Raw genomic sequence first — 17,915 nt, forward strand, 5'->3', positions numbered from 1 at the left:
TTTTATATCACTTTACGCTAGATAGAATGAGGAGAGATTAAATTGGAACGTGTAATCGGTACAGTTGTAAGAGGTCTTCGTGGTCCTATTATTAATGAAGGCGATAATATTGAACAAATTGTTGTAGATACAGTGTTAAATGCTGCACATATTGAAGGATATACAATAGAGGATCGTGATATTGTGACAGTAACTGAATCTGTCGTGGCACGTGCACAAGGAAACTATGCTACGATTGATGATATTGCCATAGATGTAGCGGCTAAGTTTGGTGATGATACGGTAGGCGTTATTTTCCCCATTTTAAGTCGAAACCGCTTCGCCAATTGTTTACGAGGCATCGCTAAAGGTGTAAAAAAGGTAGTATTAATGCTAAGCTACCCATCTGATGAAGTGGGTAATCACCTTGTAGATATTGATGAGCTCGATGTAAAAGGTATTAACCCATGGACGGATACACTCAATGAGGTTGAATTCCGCGAGCATTTTGGCTATAAAAAACACACATTTACTGGTGTAGATTATATTGAATACTATAAAGAGTTAATCGAAGCAGAAGGGGCTACGTGTGAGGTCATCTTCTCAAATAATCCAAAAACAATTTTAAATTACACAAAGAGTATCTTAACATGTGATATTCATTCACGCTTCCGCACAAAACGTATTCTAACAGCGAACGGTGCAGAAAAAGTTTACAGCCTTGATAATATTTTAGCTGAATCAATTAATGGCTCTGGTTTCAATGCTGAGTATGGTCTACTTGGCTCGAACAAAGCTACAGAGGATAGTGTTAAATTATTCCCACATACTTGCCAACCGATTGTTGATGGGATCCAAGCAAAAATTAAAGAAGCTACAGGAAAAACAGTAGAAGTTATGATTTATGGTGACGGCGCATTCAAAGATCCTGTGGGTAAAATTTGGGAGCTTGCAGATCCTGTTGTATCCCCAGCATTCACCGCTGGATTACATGGAACACCGAACGAGGTTAAATTAAAATATTTAGCGGACAATGATTTTGCAGACCTTCGAGGCGAAGAACTAAAGGCTGCTATTTCTGAATACATCCAAAATAAAGATGAAGATTTAACAGGTCAAATGGCTGCACAAGGAACAACACCGCGTCGTTTAACAGACCTTATCGGTTCCCTATCTGACCTTACATCTGGTTCGGGTGACAAAGGAACACCAATGATTTACATTCAAGGCTACTTCGATAATTACACTAAATAAACAAACAAAAATGAACTCTCGTCCTAATGAAGAGAGTTCATTTTTTTATGGCGAGGATAACAGGAATCGAACCCGTACTCCCATTGGAAAGGGATATGCACTCCTTGCACCTACCTCGTAATAGATGATTATTGAATGCTTGCTATAGTATTACATTGTACTCAGTCCCTTCTCTTCTTAATTGGTTAGGATTTTAATTTATTTGGAATAATTTCTTCTTGTAGCCAATGCTCACTTGTTTGAACATGTTGCGGTCTCACAAATTTCCCTAAATTATAGCGGAAATCTTCGTAATGGAATGAGCTAGTATTTCTAATGACATACCCCTCTTGTTCCCCTTCAAAGAATGATTTTCCAGTGAATGTACGTTTTATCTGTTCTTCGTCAAAAATCCCTCGGTATAAAACGGGCACTGTTTCTATCCCTAACTCTGCTGCAAAGGCCACGGTTTCATCCCAGCTCAAACAAATATTTTCTTCATTCCAAATGCTAAACAAATAGAAATAGCTTGTTAATCCTTGATAATAAATAGAATGCTTGGCATAAACATTTTCACCACATAAGCGCCAGTCCTTTGGAATCCGATACGCAAAATTCGCGTGAAATGTTTTTACCCAATGTCTAGAAGGATGGTTGGCTGAATGAATACTTCTAGCATGCATATAGTCTCTGTAAAGCGTTGTACCTTCTCCATCTAACTTTTCAGTGACAACAACCTCCTTTCCAATAAAATGATTCACATTTCTAGCAACTTTATCATCATCGGTATAACCCCTGCTCCATGGTAAATGAAAACTTCTTGGGTACTTCATTAATTTCGTCATATTTTCACCTTCCTTTCCTAAAGTTTACTTGGCAAATTGATCTGCCTCACGGAAAAAATAAAGCCTTGTTAATAAATCACCATCTAATAAATGATAAATTTGGCTTCCACCTCTATCTCCCCCATACTGGATTAACATATGAAATTGCACTAAATGAACAACCTTTAATACAAATTCCTTTTCAAAGCCCAACTCTAATAGAAAATGGCAAACCAGTTGAGCCGAGACATTTTCATGCCCAAAATAACCATAACGCTGTTGCAAAGGTTTATATTTTTTACAAGCTGGTTTACCGACATCATGAAACAATGCAGCTATTTGTAGAGCTAGTTTATCGCTTTCTAAGTAGTACTCATTGATATACGCGTACACAAAATACGTATGCTGACATAGTAAAAATTGATGGAATGGGTTTTCTTGATCGAATTGATAAATTTCTTTGAAAAGTGGGACTGCTTGAAGTGTTTGAAAAAGCTCTTCATAGGTGGGGTGGCCTTGTATGAGTGAAACAAATTGTTGTCGAGAAAGATCATAGGGACTTGATTCATGAATAATATGCAATTCATTAAACCCTTCTCCTACTGTCGGGAACTCTAAATGCTTTCTCATTTTTTCCATCACGATTAATGGTACATGTCTTTTCCTTTGCTGGTTTCTAGCTACACAGATTGAATAAGGTGTATCAAAGTAATAACATACCTTCTGCACATTATTTGGTATTTTACGAAGTGCAAACATCCTGCGCTCTCGTTCAATATTGGTTGCATCCACAATGACAGAAAACCCTTTTGCCACTAAGTCATTAAGACGTTCATATAATGTACGAAAGACTATACGTGATTTTTGCTTCGTTGAATCCCCAAATAACTCCTGACGTATAGCGTCGCTTGATAGGACAATTGCATTTTCATTTTTAGCTAACTGTTTCACAAATGTACTTTTCCCACTACCAGGCAACCCCACTGTAAAGATTACCTTCATTTTTTTCACCTCCCTTCAAGTTTCTTTATCGTATGCCATGCCACATTCTTTAGTGTCTCAATAGCATTTCATCCATTATTTTTAATAATAATTTATGATAATCAGTCATAATATGAAGCAATATTACATATAAAAAAGACGGCTTCACCTTTTTGTAGAGCTGTCTCTGTTTATCAATATCTTATTACCTTACACATTTATTGTATCATAAATTTACAATAATTTCTAGACTATACTTCTTTCCGAAGTAGATGTATGATAAATTTCCTGCTTCAATCCCCCCATATCATCTGCATTTGGATACTTTCACTATATTCAAATTTGTGGTTGGACAAACAGTTAAAAAAGCATCACAATTACCCTCTTCTCACCATCTATTGAGGTGAAGGGTACTGTCAAAGGAAGCAAATAACTATGGAGAGGAATGTGAGTAAACGTTGGAAAATCAAAAAGAATGGCTAGAAGAAAAGCATCACCTTGAGGATTCTTTAAACATTATTGTTCATAAAATAAAAGAGTTAGAGCATAAAGAAAAAGGCTTCAAAGAAAATGCTGTTGCCTTAAAGAAATCCTTTTGGAACGATGTGAGAGTCAATCTAGATACCGCTGAGGATGTAGACGAAACCTTTTTTGCAATTAAGCAGCAGGCAGAGCTTTTATCTGACTCAGAGCTAGCACAGGAACGTGCAATTCGTAATGTAAAGGTATATGAACGTTTACAACAGTCACCCTATTTTGCTCGTATTGACTTTGTACAAGATGGTCAACAAGACCCTTTAAAAATTTATATTGGTGTAGCCACATTATTGGATGAAGAGGATGAAAATATCATCATTTTTGATTGGCGAGCGCCTATATCGAGTATGTATTATGACTACACACCTGGTGATGCATCCTACGAAACATTAGATGAAGAAATTCATGGAGAAATGCTGTTAAAACGGCAATTTATTATTAAAAATGGTCAACTACAATCCATGTTTAATACGGGCCTTACAATTGGTGATGACCTACTGCTCGATATCCTTGCGCAAAATGCAAATGAGCATATTCGTAGTATTGTTGCGACAATCCAAGCAGAGCAAAATAAAATTATTCGCCATGTAAATTCACGCTATCTTATTGTTGAAGGCGTGGCAGGTAGTGGCAAAACAGCTGTAGCCTTACAGCGGGTAGCTTACCTACTTTATCGTTATCGTGATGAAATGACTGCCGATCAAATTCTGCTAATTACACCTAACCAACTTTTTAATCAATATGTTCATTCTGTCTTACCTGATTTAGGGGAAGACAATATGCAGCAGTTAACGTTTATAGAATATGCTGAAAAACGATTAGGTAAACAGTTTCAATTAGAGTATCCTTATGAGCAGCTTGAAGAACTTTTAACAGAAAAGGATGATGCTCAGTATCAAACAAAATTAAGCATCATTTCTTTTAAAGCGAGTCTCGCTTATAAACATTTAATCGATCAATATGCGAGTTATTTATCCGATAAAGGCTTGTTATTTAAAAATATCGTTTTTCGTGGAGAACGGATTATTACTGCACAGGAAATTACCGAATACTTCTATTCTTTCCCTTCTACTATGTCGATACCAGATCGCCTACAATTAGTAAAAGAATGGTTATTGCAGCAACTAACGAAATTGGAAAAGGCTGAGCGTACAAAGGAATGGGTAGAAGAAGCTACTGAGCTATTAGATAAAGAAGATTACTCCAAATCTTATAGTGAACTTTTATATGAGGGTCGCTATACTGAAAACTCATTTGACGATTTTGATCAAGAACGCTATAAATTAGCGAGACAAATTGTCAAAAAACACTTTAAACCATTACGTAACTCTGTTAACAAGTTGAAGTTTGTCCATATGTTGGGTACATATCGACAGCTCTTTGATTTGAATAGTTCTATTAACAGGGATTTACAACACCTTATGCCAGACAATTGGGAGGACATTTGTCTACAAACACTCCCTAATTTAGCAAAGCGTTTGATTGCCTATGAGGATACTGCACCATTTTTATATTTACAGGACAAAATTGAAGGACAACAGACCAATAGGATGATCCGTCATGTGTTAATAGATGAAGCACAGGATTATTCGCCATTTCAACTTACTGTATTACAGCAGTTATTCCCAAAAGCACGTATGACCATTTTAGGTGATGGCCACCAAACGATTCATCCACATACCTTTAATAATCCTTCTCTACTCGACACTCAATTATATGGTGAGCAGGCAGAAAAAATGATATTAACCAAAAGCTATCGTTCGACAAAGCAAATCATACAACTCACTGCCAAAATATTGAATGATGGTAGTGAAGTAGAAGCATTTAACCGAAATGGCCCTGAACCATCGATTACTATTGTGCCAAATGAATTGGAATTAATGGATCAAATTATTCAAAATATCGACCATTTATCTATTAAATTTGAAACAATTGCTGTCATCTGTAAAACCGCAGCCGAATGCTCTGCCGTTTATAAGCAATTAAACAATCGAGTAGATATTCAATTAATCAACCATAATTCAAAGCAGTTTAAGAAGGGTATTTTATTACTTCCAGCTTACATGGCGAAAGGGATCGAATTTGATGCGGTAATCATCTATAATGCATCTGCCGCTAATTACTCAAGAGAAAGCGAGCGGTACTATTTCTATACGGCGTGTACGAGGGCTATGCATGAGCTTCACATTTACTCCATCAACAAATTAACGTATTTCCTTCAATAATAGGTAACAGGAGAATCTGTAAATAACAGATTCTCCTGTTCTCTTGCTGTTTTATATATAGAACGTATAGTCTTCTGGTATAACACGTTTTAAAAATTTCTTCGTTCGCTCCTCTTTTGGGCTGACGAAAATATCATGAGGGCTACCTTCCTCTACAACCACTCCTCCATCCATGAAAATTACGCGATTGGCAACATCTTTGGCAAAGCCCATTTCGTGTGTTACTACAAGCATTGTTGTACCCTCCGCTGCAATATTTTTCATGACCTGTAGAACCTCACCTACCAACTCAGGGTCAAGTGCGGACGTTGGTTCATCAAATAAAATAATATCAGGATTCAAAGCTACTGCTCGTGCAATACCAACACGTTGCTGTTGACCTCCTGACAACTGACTTGGATAGGCATCATATTTGTCTGATAAACCTACTTTATCAAGTGCCTTTTTACCAATTTCCACAGCCTGTGCTTTAGGAATTTTACGTCCAATGATTAATCCTTCCGTTACATTTTCTAATGCTGTTTTATTAGTGAATAGATTATAGTTTTGAAAGACAAATGCGACACGCTGGCGAATTGCATGCACGTCTTTTTTCTTTACATGTTGAAAATCAACCTGAATATCTCCAAATGTCGCATGGCCTTGATCAGCCTTCTCTAAAAAATTGATACAACGCAATAATGTTGTTTTTCCTGAACCACTGGGACCTAAAATAACAACAACGTCCCCTTTATCAATGGCTAAATCAACACCCTTTAAGATTTCATTGCCACCAAATGATTTATGAATATTTTTAATTTCTAACATGCTAATTCACCCCTTAGACATTTGCCATTTTGTATTTGCTTAAATATTTCTCATAACGCTTAAACAAGTATTCAACCGTACTACATAAAATTAAGTACACAATAAAGATATCCAAATAGGCCTCTACATAATTGTAGCCAACGTTTGCCGCTACTTTTGCCTTCAGTGTAATTTCAGGAAGCGACATTGCGTAGCCTAGCGATGTAGCTTTAATAAGATTAACTGTAGCTGTGCAAATATTCGGCAATGCCACTACTAATGCCTGTGGAATGATGATGCGAGTATATGCTTGGAATGTTGACAAACCTACTGAGTGTGCAGCCTCTAGTTGCCCCTTTTCAATGGTACTTAACGCCGATCGAAAGACCTCAATCAAAATGGCTGTTGAGCTGAATGCAAATACAATAAACGCATACCAAATTGGATTGATTTTATAAATATCATACGCAATATGATATTTTTCAAAAATAATTTTTAACATTAAAGGTATACTGCTATAGATAATAAAAATTTGTATAATAATCGGCGTTCCTCGAACAAAAGAAACATAAATCTTCGCGAGGTGATGAATAACTGGAATTTTATTGATCCTAGTTAGTGCTAACAAAAAACCTAGTGGCAAAGCTATCACCAAAGCAACAACTGTGACTAGGAGCGCTATAGGAACACCAGACAAAGCTACGAAAAATGTTTCAAGTAAAAATTGATAATTCACCCTCACGCCTCCTTAAGTTGTTTCTAGGGTCTTCTTACCCTTGCCAAATACCTTTTCTAATATAGTAAATATTTTCTCTATAATAATAGATAACACCCAATAGATAATAGCCAATGCAATATAAATTTCTAAGGCATGAGCATTGATGTTACTTGCAATAATTAGATTTGCCTTACCTACAATATCAATTAGACCAATTGTATAAGCGAGTGCACCTTCCTGTAATAGAGCAATCATGCCATTGCCAAAGTTCGGTAAAGCGACGACCAGCGCCTGCGGAAAAATAATTCGACGGTAGGCTTGGAATGGTGTTAACCCGACACTAACGGCTGCTTCAAACTGCCCTTTTGGAATGGCTAAGTAGGCAGACCGTATCACCTCAGACATTATTGCCGTGAATTGTAAGGTGAATGTTACGACAACAAATATGGCCGTTTCAATTGAATGGAGATTAAGACCAACATTTTCCGCTAATGCTGGGACACCATAGTAGACAAGAAATAACAAAACAATGGAGGGTGTACAACGCATAATCGTTGTATACAGATTGGCGAATTTAGTTAGCCACTTGACTGAAGATAGCTTAGCAGCCGCCAGCAATAAGCCGAATAGGGTACCTAAGATAATGGAGGACCCTGCAACTAAGAACGTGATTTTTAAAAATGGCAATAACACTGGGATTGCGTTCCAAATGTAGGTTGCGTCAAAATATTTATCCATTTCCTCACCAACTTTTGTTTTTATGAATAAAGACTGCTGAGCATTACTGACTCAACAGCCTTACTATTCGTTCCGTTTTAAACTAACGATTTACGTTTTCCAGTACTTCAAATAAATCACGGCCATAGAATTTTGTACTTAATTCATTTGTTTTCTTTTGTTCTTTAACCTGTGCTATTGCTTTATCATAAGCGTCAGCAAATTCCTGCTCTTTTTTATTGAACAGTGGCCATGTTTTTATAACAGCAAATTCGTTATAGACAACGTCATCTTTTAGGTTATAATATGGTCCATCTTCTGCAAGTACTTGTTGTTTAAATGGGCCTTCAATCATGACACCACCATCAACACGGCCCTCATTTACCCACTGCACTACATCGACAGTAAAGGCGTCACCGGCCTCAAGTTTTACTTTATTATCTGGATTTGCCGTATTATACTCATCGATAATTGTATATTGAGCATTATTTGCAGCAATTGGTGCTAAAGAATAGCCCTTTTTCGCAAAATCTGCTAATGTTTTCACGCCTTCATCCTCTTTACGCAAAACTAAACCTGCGCTACTTAAACCTAAGAATTCCTTCGGGAAAATAAATTTCTCTGTTCGTTCCTGAGTAAAGAATGCGTTTTTAACCCCTACTTGATATTTCCCTTGCTCCACACCAATTAATAAATCATCACTTGTTGTACCTACATACTCAAATTGATAGTCAGGTAGCAATTCATCTACTAATTTCATTACTTCTACATCATAACCAGTTGGATTTCCATTATCGTCAATGTAACTAATAGGCTTTGACGCTTGATCGTAGGCTACTTTTACTGTACGTACCTTTTCACCATCACCAGAATCTTTATCTGCAGACTCTCCTGAATTACAACCTGCTAATAATGCTATAGAGGCCAAACCAATTGCAGCAAATTGAAAAATCTTATTCTTCTTCATATGTCATTTCTCCTTATTGTTCACATGATTTAATGATTGATTTTCATATAATTTCTGCTGTTCAATAGCGGCAGTCGCTAATTTAATTATCGTCATATCATCCATCGGTGGATTATGAAGCCCTGCACGAACATTGCGGTAATAACGCTGTAATGGATTGGATAGTTGTAAGCTTTTCGCCCCTACTACACGCATCGCTTTATCGACTATATCTATTGCCATGTTTGTTACTGTGTGTTTAGCAACAGCCATTTCATTTGTTATTAGTCCACGTCTAGCAGGATCATCGTAAGCCTCAGCCACTCCGTATAAGACAAAACGTGCTTGATGGAGCTTTAATTCAATATCCCCTAAAAGCTGTTGTACGTTTGGCAACGTACTAATTGGCGCATTCAGGCTATTCGGTTGATGGTGATTAGCAAAATGAATAGCATAATCACGGGCTGCTTGTGCAATACCTAAGTAAGTTGCTGGGATATGGAGTATCCAGCCATTTATTTTGCCACCACTCGGATGACTTGGTAACTCTACTAAATACTCTGTTGCAACAAGCACATCCTTTAACACAAGGTCGTGGCTGCTTGTGCCTCGCATTGCAGACATCTCCCAATTCTCCTCAATGGATAGACCTGCTGCATCCTTATGAATGAGGAAGAAGCCAACTTGCTGCTTTTCTTCAATCCAAGCAGAGGTAAGGAAATAATCGAGCACTGGAGATGCAGTCGTAAAAATCTTGCGCCCATTTATTAGCCAGCCACCTTTAGTAGAAATGGCATTTGTCCCTGGCCGCCCTCCTCGCGTTGGGCTACCTGTTGCAGCCTCACTAACAGCTCTATTAATCATGGCCCCTCTCTTTATTTCTTCAGAAAAAGCTATTAATAGATCATCAGTCCATAGTTTAGTTTCATAAATTTCCCCAACAACACCTAATGTCCATCCAAGGGAAAGAGAGGCATTTTCGTCATAGCTTGCTAGCGTCTCTTGTACAAGCACCATATCATAAACAGATAACCCTTCTCCGCCATATTGTTTCGGTAAAGTAAGTTGAGGATAGCCAATTTGTAAAAGTAATCGATGAGCTTCGAACGGAAAACGAGATTGCTCATCTACCTCAACAGCCTCTGCCTTGATTGGCTCAGCTATAGCAGCTAGTTGATCTAGCCAATATCGTTGTCGCTCTGTCTTTACAAATAAATTCTTCAAATGAATCTCCTTCTTCCCAATATATATAAATCGTATAAATTTACTAAGGATTGATAATGAAAAAAAATCTCTTGCTACATGAATGTAGTGAGATACTATTTGGTACTGAATTTTCTGATTCGTTGACACTTATAATACTTTTCGCATTAGAAAATGTCAATGGGTGAAATTCAAGTTTTTTTGTAAGTTTAATATGTATTACAAAGTTTCAACTTTTACCTTTGATTTATGCACCAAGCTTTTCTTACAACATATGCTAAGACTAATGAAAGAGGTGCATATATGACCAATAATTTAAATTCGCCACTAAACGGTGGAATCATAACCCATTCGGCTCCACAAGTTATTCAAACTAAGTTTGGAGATATTAACGGGGATGGTTTTTTTGAAACCATTTTTTAATGGGCACTAAACAGCCTGATAGTCCTTTCTGGAGAAATCTAACACTGTCTATTTTTTATGGTCAAACAAGACAAATGGAGCAAATTCCATTGAAACAAAATATGGGCTATAATCCGACCATTTTCTTGGGCGATTTTACTGGTAATCATATTGAGGATATTCTGGTTGTGTCTGATACAGGAGGTAGCGGCGGAATTGTAAATGGTGAGATTTTTTCCTCCATCAACAATCAAGTTCGTTCCATCTTTGATGCAGAGTCTTTTAATAATAAACTTAAATATAAGGTCAATTATGTAGATCATTATAAGGCTGTTGTTCAGAGTTTTAATCCTGCTATTAAATACACAATTGATTTACAGTATAAAGGAACCGACTACTTAGCTGAAATTTATAATCCAGATGGCACCTTGAAGCAACCGATTGAAGGCTGGGTAGATCCTTTTGGAGGACTATATCCTGTTGATTACGACCGAGATGGAACGTATGAAATTTTAGGATATCAAGAAATTGCAGGTAGATATCATGCTGATGGATTAGGCTATGTAGAAAATATTTTAAAATGGAATGGCCATGAATTTGTAATAGATCGGCAAACGGTTGGTATTTTTGGTGAGGATTTATCATAGACGACAAATCTAGCTATTAAATAATCTAAAACAGGAATCTGCTCATTTTTACTTAACTCTAACAAAAAACAAGCAGATTCCGTTATTTATTTTTTCTTTTCAACCAAGGCAAAGTAGTTATTTTCAGGGTCAGCAAAGTTAAAAACCCTACCCATTGGCATCATGACTAGATCTCCTACTTTTACGCCCTTTGCCTGAAAATCTTGGTACATCTCTTCAATTTTATCAGCGTAAAACATAATAGAAGGTGTTCCTAAATTTAGATCAGGTTGCATTTTAGCAATAATTTCTTTGTTATGAAGCACAAAGGATGTTTGAGCTTCCTTAGTTGGTGCAATTTCAATCCAGCGCATGCCTGCCTCTTCCTGTTCAGAAATGACCACAAACCCCACTTTTTCTGTCCAAAACTTAACAATTGCATCTTGATCATTAACATATAACATTACTTGTCCTATTTGATGAATCATGACTTCATTCCCTCCTCTTTTGAGCATTAGTATACATCAAAAAGCAGCTTTATATAGCTTCTAACGCCATCAATTTAGGGAAATTTCAAACAATTGATAATGATATACATTACTAAGAAATAATTAATTCAAAGTACTTAACTTTTATTTTATTTCTGATAGAATGAGTATTATTTACCTTTAAGGGAAAAGTATAGAATAAAATATTATGTGAGGATAATACAATTGAAACAACTAAGTTTAAGAAAAAAGCTTATTTTTTCGTTTTTAGCCATGCTTCTCATCCCAACACTCTTGATTGGAATAGTATCTTACCAAAGTGCTGAACAGCAAATTTCAGAGGAGCAACGCGCAAGTGCGACTGAAAGTGTACGCATTCTAAATTCCAATATTACAAACATGATTGAACCTAAATTGAAAGATGTACAATATTTTTCACAGAAATTTAGTGAAACTTACTTTCAAGATGAGAGCATTTTAGAACTGAAGTCATTATTAAGTGAATATGTCAACATGCACCCTGAAGTAGATCTGATATATATTGGAACTGCTGAAGGCAAACTGTTTGATCAGCCTGTTCAAGAGTATCCTGATGGCTTCGACCCTCGGACAAGACCTTGGTATAAGCAGGCTTTAGCTAATAATGGGAAGACCTCAATTACTGCACCATATGTTACACAATCTACAGGTGACATTGTCATCACAATTACTCAGGCATTACCGGATGGTTCTGGCGTATTAGGATTAGATCTAAATATTTCTACATTAAGTGACATTACGAATAATATTCGTATTGGAGAAACGGGCTTCGCTTCTCTTTTAGATAACAATAAAATTTACATTGCTCAGCCAGATAAAGAAAGTGGTACAGAGGCAACGGAAAGCTACATAACAAAAATTTATGAGCAGGAAAGCGGTACTATCATTGAAAAAGACCGTCACTTACAATTTGTTACGAATGAGTTAACGGGTTGGAAGGTAATTGGTACAATGTTTACTGCGGAAGCTGCAAAAGCTGCAGCATCCACATTGAATATAAATTTAATTATCATTATTGTTTCCATTCTCATTGGCGTTATTTTCATGCTCTTTATGATAAAGTCTATTGTTAACCCAATTAATCAATTGAAGCAAAGCGCATTAAAAATTAGTGACGGTAATTTAACGGAGTTTATTGAAATCCATTCTAAAGATGAAATAGGTCAGCTTGGAGAAGCCTTTATCTCTATGAAGGTGAGCTTAAAAAAATTAATTCGTAATGTTGATCAAAGCTCACAACATGTCCAAACAGCCGCTCAAAATTTATCTGCTAATGCAGAACAAAACATCGCTGCTTCAGAGCAAGTTGCCGATGCCATGCACCAAATGGCAATTAGTACAGAAAAACAAACAACAGGTATTGATCAGAATGCCATTTCAGTTGAAGAAATTGCTAAAGGCGTTGTTGAAGTGGCAGACAGTTCCATGCAGGTTTCTGACCTATCTAGTCATGCTATCCAATTGGCAGAAGAGGGTGGACAATCTGTCAAACAAACGGTACAGCAAATGAATTCTATCCATAATTCTGTAACTCAATCAGATACAATGATTAAAGCACTGTATGATCGCACGAAAGAAATTGGTTCCATTTTAGAAATGATTAGTGCTATATCAGATCAAACGAATTTACTAGCGCTTAATGCAGCTATAGAAGCTGCTAGAGCAGGAGAACATGGCAAAGGCTTCGCGGTAGTGGCAGATGAAGTACGCAAATTAGCAGAGCAATCTCATCAATCAGCAGAGCAAATTTCTGCGCTTATAACTACTATTCAGCAAGATACGGCAAAATCTGTAGAGACAATGGTCAAAGCGTCGACAGATGTTCAAGAGGGCTTACAATTGACAGAAGAAACAAGTAGAAAATTCGCGAGCATTATCGAAAGTCTTCGAAACATCGCGCCGAAAATGGAGGATATTTCAGCATCTGCTCAAGAAATGTCTGCCGTTGTAGAAGAAGTTTCAGCGACTGCTATTGAACTTTCCGATCACGCAAAATTAAATGCTGCTGCTACAGAAGAAGTTGCTGCTTCCACGGAACAAACTTTATCTTCTATGCAAGATATGGCTTCGTCTGCCAAAACCCTACTTGATATGGCGGATGAATTGCAGGGTTATGTTAATCGTTTTAAATATTAATTATTTAACTGCTAGATCTGAGTTCACGATAGTATTGAACTCAGATTTTTTCTATTCCTAAAAGATAGGAAATTACAAAATAAGATATTTTTCTACAAATAATAGCGTTGCATAACTTTATTTTCCAGATTTTTCAGAAAATTGTGTTGATTATTATTCATTTTCCTCTTAGAATCAGATTAAACATTTGAACGACTTAGGAGTCTACTAGTGTAATAAAACCCATCTCGTAGTTAATTATATTACACTTCAATAATGTCGTTTAAGGAGGAATACTATATGAAACGAATTAGTTTAAGAAAGAAACTCATCTTTGCATTTTTAGTCATACTTCTCATTCCCGCACTTTTAATCGGGTATACCTCCTTTAAAAGTACCAAAAATCAAATACTCGAAGAGCAGCAAGCAAGCGCCAAGGAAAGTGTGCGTATGCTTAATAGTAATATTACCAATACAATTGCTCCTAGAGTTCATGATATCGAATATTTTGCCAAGAAAATAAATCAGTCTTATTTACAAGATGATAAAAAAGCTGAATTAAAAGGTCTTTTTCAGGAATATGTAAATACACACCCAGAAGTGGAGCTAGTATATATAGGGACTGCTGATGGGCGAATCATTGATGAACCTGTCCATGACTATGCAAGTGATTATGATCCTCGTAAACGTCCTTGGTATATAGAAGCCATTGATAATAAAGGGCATGTATCCATCACTTCTCCATATATCTCAAAATCAACAAATAACATCGTTGTAACAGTTATGCAAGCTCTTCCTGATGATTCTGGCGTAATTGCCTTAGATTTAAATATCTCTCTTCTAAGTGCACTGACAGATCAAACACGTATCGGAGAAACGGGCTTTGCCTCTCTGTTAGATAATAATAAGTTATATATTGCTCAAAAAGATAAGGAAAGCGGCACAGAGGCAACAGAAGATTATGTTTCAAAAGTTTACGAAAAGCAGGAAGGTATTATTACTGAAGGTGACCGTCATTTACGCTTTGAAACAAATGAAATCACAGGCTGGAAGATAATTGGTACAATGTTCATTGCAGAGGCTACTAACGCTGCTACCTCAACCTTTACTATTACATTACTTATTATTGGTATTTCTATTATTGTTGGTATTATCTTTATGCTCTCAATGATTAAATCTATTGTTAACCCAATTAAACAACTACAGCAAAGTGCTCTTAAAATTAGTGAAGGTGATTTGACAGAGTATATTGATATTCATACGAAAGATGAAATAGGACAGCTTGCTGAAGCATTTGTCTCAATGAAAGTTAGCTTAAAAAGACTGATCCGCAATGTTGATCAAAGCTCACAACATGTTCAAACCTCGGCACAAGGTCTTTCAGCGAATGCTGAGCAAAATATCGCTGCATCTGAGCAAGTGACAGAGGCTATGCAACAGGTAGCGATTAGTACTGAAAAACAAACAACAGGAATCGATCAAAATGCTGTTTCTATTGAGGAAATTGCAAAAGGTGTTGTAGAGGTAGCAGATAGTGCCCTACAAGTTTCAGACCTATCCAGTCAGGCCATCCAATTAGCGGAAGAAGGTAGTCAATCTGTTGAGCACACTGTTAATCAAATGGTATCCATTCATGATTCAGTGGCTCAATCCGATACGATGATTAAATCCCTATTTGATCGTACAAAAGAAATTGGCTCCATTATAGAAATTATTAGCGCTATTTCAGACCAAACAAACCTTCTTGCTCTTAATGCTGCTATTGAAGCAGCACGAGCAGGTGAACACGGTAAAGGCTTTGCAGTTGTAGCAGATGAAGTACGTAAATTAGCGGAGCAATCTCATCAATCAGCAGAGCAAATTTCTACTCTGATTACTGGCATACAACAAGATACAGCTAAATCTGTACAAACGATGACGAAAGCTTCTGCAGACGTTCAAGAAGGTTTACAGCTATCCGAGGATACGAAAAAGAAATTTATAAGTATCGTTGGAAGTCTTCGAGAAATTGCTCCTAAAATGGAGGATATATCAGCTTCAGCACAAGAAATGTCTGCCGTTGTAGAGGAGGTATCCGCTACTGCTATTGAACTGTCAGATCATGCAAAACTAAACGCAGCTGCATCTGAAGAGGTTGCCGCTTCAACGGAACAAACATTATCTTCCATGCAGGAAATCGCCTCTTCTGCTAAAACATTGCTTGATATGGCAGATGAATTACAAGGCTATGTAGATCGTTTTAATTACTAAATAAGAAAGCACGATGATACTTGGTTTAGCCCTATCATCGTGCTTTTATCTTGTTATTTAATTATTCATTTACCTCATGGCTAAATTGCCATTCAACGCCAAATTTGTCTGTAAGTGAGCCGTAACATTTGCTCCAAAATGTTTCTTGAAGCTCCATTCTCACGTTACCACCTTCTTTAAGCTTATCAAATGCTTGACGCATTTGCTCTTCATCATCGGATACAACAGCTAATGTGACATTATTCCCTGTGGAAAATGGCATGCCTGGAAATGTATCTGAGAACATAATTCTACTACCGAATACAATAAGTCGTGTATGCATGACAAGATCTTTTGCTTCTTCTGGTAATGGATAGTCTGGATTTTGTGGTGTCTCTCCAAACGTCATAATTTCAGCCTTGTCCGTATTAAAAACGTCTTCGTAAAACGCAACTGCCTCTCGACAATTTCCATTAAAATTCAAATAAACCTCTACTGCCATTTTCAACACTCCTTTGTCATTTTTTAAAACAATTCTATTGTACATGGATTATAAAACATAACACAAATTATAACTAGAATATTTCATCTTCAAAGTAAGTTGTCTCCTTTCTTTTTAAATTTTTTATTTATTTTCACAAAAGCTTTGACATTTACTCAAAAATCATGTAAATTACCAAATGGCGAACAATTTAAATTAAATCTTAAAAAATATTCGTATTTTAGGAGTGTATATAATGGATAACGTATTTGACTATGAGGATATTCAACTAATTCCCGCAAAATGTATTGTAGAAAGTCGTTCAGAATGTGATACTTCTGTTACTTTAGGTGGTCACACTTTTAAACTTCCAGTAGTACCTGCAAATATGCAAACAATTATCGATGAAAATCTTGCAAAGAAACTTGCTGAAAACGGTTACTTTTACATCATGCACCGTTTCCAACCAGAAACTCGTCGAAACTTTATTCTAGAAATGCAAGGAAATGGCTTAATTGCTTCTATTAGCGTTGGTGTAAAAGAAGAGGAATATACATTTATTGAAGAATTAGCAGCTACTAATTTGGTACCTGATTTTATTACAATTGATATTGCACATGGTCATTCAAATGCTGTTATTCGTATGATTCAGCATATTAAAAAGCATTTACCAAAAAGCTTTGTTATCGCAGGTAATGTAGGAACACCTGAAGCGGTGCGTGAGCTTGAGAATGCTGGCGCAGATGCAACAAAAGTTGGGATTGGACCAGGTAAAGTATGTATTACTAAAATCAAAACAGGTTTTGGTACTGGCGGCTGGCAACTAGCTGCACTACGTTGGTGTGCAAAGGCTGCTACAAAACCAATTATTGCTGATGGTGGCATTCGTACACATGGAGATATCGCTAAATCTGTACGTTTTGGTGCTTCAATGGTAATGATCGGTTCATTATTCGCTGGTCACGAAGAGTCACCTGGTGAAACAATCGAAATCGAGGGTAGAACAGTGAAGGAATACTTCGGCTCTGCTTCTGAATTCCAAAAAGGTGAACGTAAAAACGTCGAAGGTAAGAAAATGTACGTTGAACATAAAGGTAGCATCAAAGATACATTAATCGAGATGCAACAAGATTTACAGTCATCTATTTCATATGCTGGTGGCACAAAGCTAGAGGCTATTCGCAATGTTGATTATGTAATTGTAAAGAACTCTATTTTCAATGGAGATAAAGTGTATTAATCGATGTAAACCTGCTATATTAAGCTTCAACATCACCCCAATTAAGAGCTGTTTTTTACTCTTGATTGGGGTGATTTTTTTGGACCTATTTCACTTAAAATACCGTATTTATTTTCAGAATTTTCTATTTTATTAAAAAATTATAT

15 protein-coding genes are annotated in these 17,915 nt (G+C 36.6%); 6 read left to right on the forward strand and 9 right to left on the reverse strand.

The annotated features are described in order from the left end of the window. Nucleotides 1-42: 42 nt before the first annotated feature. Complete coding sequence (locus tag LBYS11_RS22525; protein ID WP_054548521.1) at nt 43-1,233, forward strand: coenzyme F420-0:L-glutamate ligase; 1,191 nt, start codon at nt 43-45, stop codon at nt 1,231-1,233. A 185-nt stretch (nt 1,234-1,418) separates the two neighbouring features. On the opposite strand, the gene LBYS11_RS22530 is transcribed toward LBYS11_RS22525, so the two are convergent. Both LBYS11_RS22530 and LBYS11_RS22535 read right to left on the reverse strand, forming a co-directional pair. Continuing rightward, nucleotides 1,419-2,057, reverse strand: coding sequence for an RNA ligase family protein (locus LBYS11_RS22530; RefSeq protein WP_048395489.1), 639 nt, complete (start codon nt 2,055-2,057; stop codon nt 1,419-1,421). A gap of 24 nt (nt 2,058-2,081) precedes the next feature. Beyond that, the gene (locus LBYS11_RS22535; protein WP_103119012.1) at nt 2,082-3,038 is read right to left on the reverse strand and encodes an AAA family ATPase; all 957 of its coding nucleotides are present in this window, start codon (nt 3,036-3,038) and stop codon (nt 2,082-2,084) included. Nucleotides 3,039-3,475: 437 nt separating this feature from the next. On the opposite strand from LBYS11_RS22535, the gene helD reads away from it, so the two are divergent. After that, complete coding sequence (gene helD, locus LBYS11_RS22540) at nt 3,476-5,779, forward strand: RNA polymerase recycling motor HelD (protein ID WP_103119013.1); 2,304 nt, start codon at nt 3,476-3,478, stop codon at nt 5,777-5,779. A 51-nt stretch (nt 5,780-5,830) separates the two neighbouring features. Here helD and LBYS11_RS22545 read toward each other — a convergent pair whose 3' ends face one another. The 5 genes from LBYS11_RS22545 to LBYS11_RS22565 form a co-directional block, all read right to left on the reverse strand. Next, nucleotides 5,831-6,586 (reverse strand): amino acid ABC transporter ATP-binding protein, encoded by a 756-nt coding sequence (locus LBYS11_RS22545; protein ID WP_048395482.1) that lies wholly within the window; start codon nt 6,584-6,586, stop codon nt 5,831-5,833. A 13-nt stretch (nt 6,587-6,599) separates the two neighbouring features. Beyond that, nucleotides 6,600-7,301: an amino acid ABC transporter permease gene (locus tag LBYS11_RS22550; RefSeq protein WP_004233514.1), complete on the reverse strand. Its 702-nt coding sequence runs from the start codon at nt 7,299-7,301 to the stop codon at nt 6,600-6,602. 12 nt (nt 7,302-7,313) lie between these two features. Next, nucleotides 7,314-8,021 (reverse strand): amino acid ABC transporter permease, encoded by a 708-nt coding sequence (locus tag LBYS11_RS22555; RefSeq protein WP_048395479.1) that lies wholly within the window; start codon nt 8,019-8,021, stop codon nt 7,314-7,316. A gap of 82 nt (nt 8,022-8,103) precedes the next feature. Continuing rightward, entirely contained in the window at nt 8,104-8,967 is an 864-nt protein-coding gene (locus tag LBYS11_RS22560; RefSeq protein ID WP_048395478.1) for a transporter substrate-binding domain-containing protein, read from the reverse strand. A gap of 3 nt (nt 8,968-8,970) precedes the next feature. Next, entirely contained in the window at nt 8,971-10,170 is a 1,200-nt protein-coding gene (locus LBYS11_RS22565; protein WP_103119014.1) for an acyl-CoA dehydrogenase family protein, read from the reverse strand. A gap of 401 nt (nt 10,171-10,571) precedes the next feature. Here LBYS11_RS22565 and LBYS11_RS22570 point away from each other — a divergent pair, with 401 nt between their 5' ends. Then, a complete protein-coding gene (locus LBYS11_RS22570) occupies nt 10,572-11,198 on the forward strand; it encodes a hypothetical protein (protein ID WP_233732245.1) in 627 nt (208 codons plus the stop codon). Between the two features lie 86 nt (nt 11,199-11,284). Here the strand turns inward: LBYS11_RS22570 and LBYS11_RS22575 are convergent, their stop codons facing one another. Then, nucleotides 11,285-11,665, reverse strand: coding sequence for a VOC family protein (locus LBYS11_RS22575; protein ID WP_048395473.1), 381 nt, complete (start codon nt 11,663-11,665; stop codon nt 11,285-11,287). Between the two features lie 225 nt (nt 11,666-11,890). Between LBYS11_RS22575 and LBYS11_RS22580 the strand changes: the two genes are divergently transcribed. Next, a complete protein-coding gene (locus LBYS11_RS22580; RefSeq protein ID WP_048395471.1) occupies nt 11,891-13,840 on the forward strand; it encodes a methyl-accepting chemotaxis protein in 1,950 nt (649 codons plus the stop codon). Between the two features lie 279 nt (nt 13,841-14,119). Continuing rightward, nucleotides 14,120-16,069 carry a methyl-accepting chemotaxis protein gene (locus tag LBYS11_RS22585; protein ID WP_103119015.1) on the forward strand — a complete coding sequence of 650 codons (1,950 nt, stop codon included), beginning with the start codon at nt 14,120-14,122 and terminating at the stop codon, nt 16,067-16,069. 61 nt (nt 16,070-16,130) lie between these two features. On the opposite strand, the gene LBYS11_RS22590 is transcribed toward LBYS11_RS22585, so the two are convergent. Further along, entirely contained in the window at nt 16,131-16,550 is a 420-nt protein-coding gene (locus LBYS11_RS22590; protein ID WP_016992246.1) for a VOC family protein, read from the reverse strand. A gap of 235 nt (nt 16,551-16,785) precedes the next feature. Between LBYS11_RS22590 and guaC the strand changes: the two genes are divergently transcribed. Next, nucleotides 16,786-17,769: a GMP reductase gene (gene guaC / locus LBYS11_RS22595; RefSeq protein WP_103119016.1), complete on the forward strand. Its 984-nt coding sequence runs from the start codon at nt 16,786-16,788 to the stop codon at nt 17,767-17,769. The last annotated feature ends 146 nt before the right edge of the window (nt 17,770-17,915 follow it).

This window comes from Lysinibacillus sp. YS11 (genome assembly GCF_002896375.1).
Taxonomy (GTDB): Bacteria; Bacillota; Bacilli; order Bacillales_A; family Planococcaceae; genus Lysinibacillus; species Lysinibacillus capsici.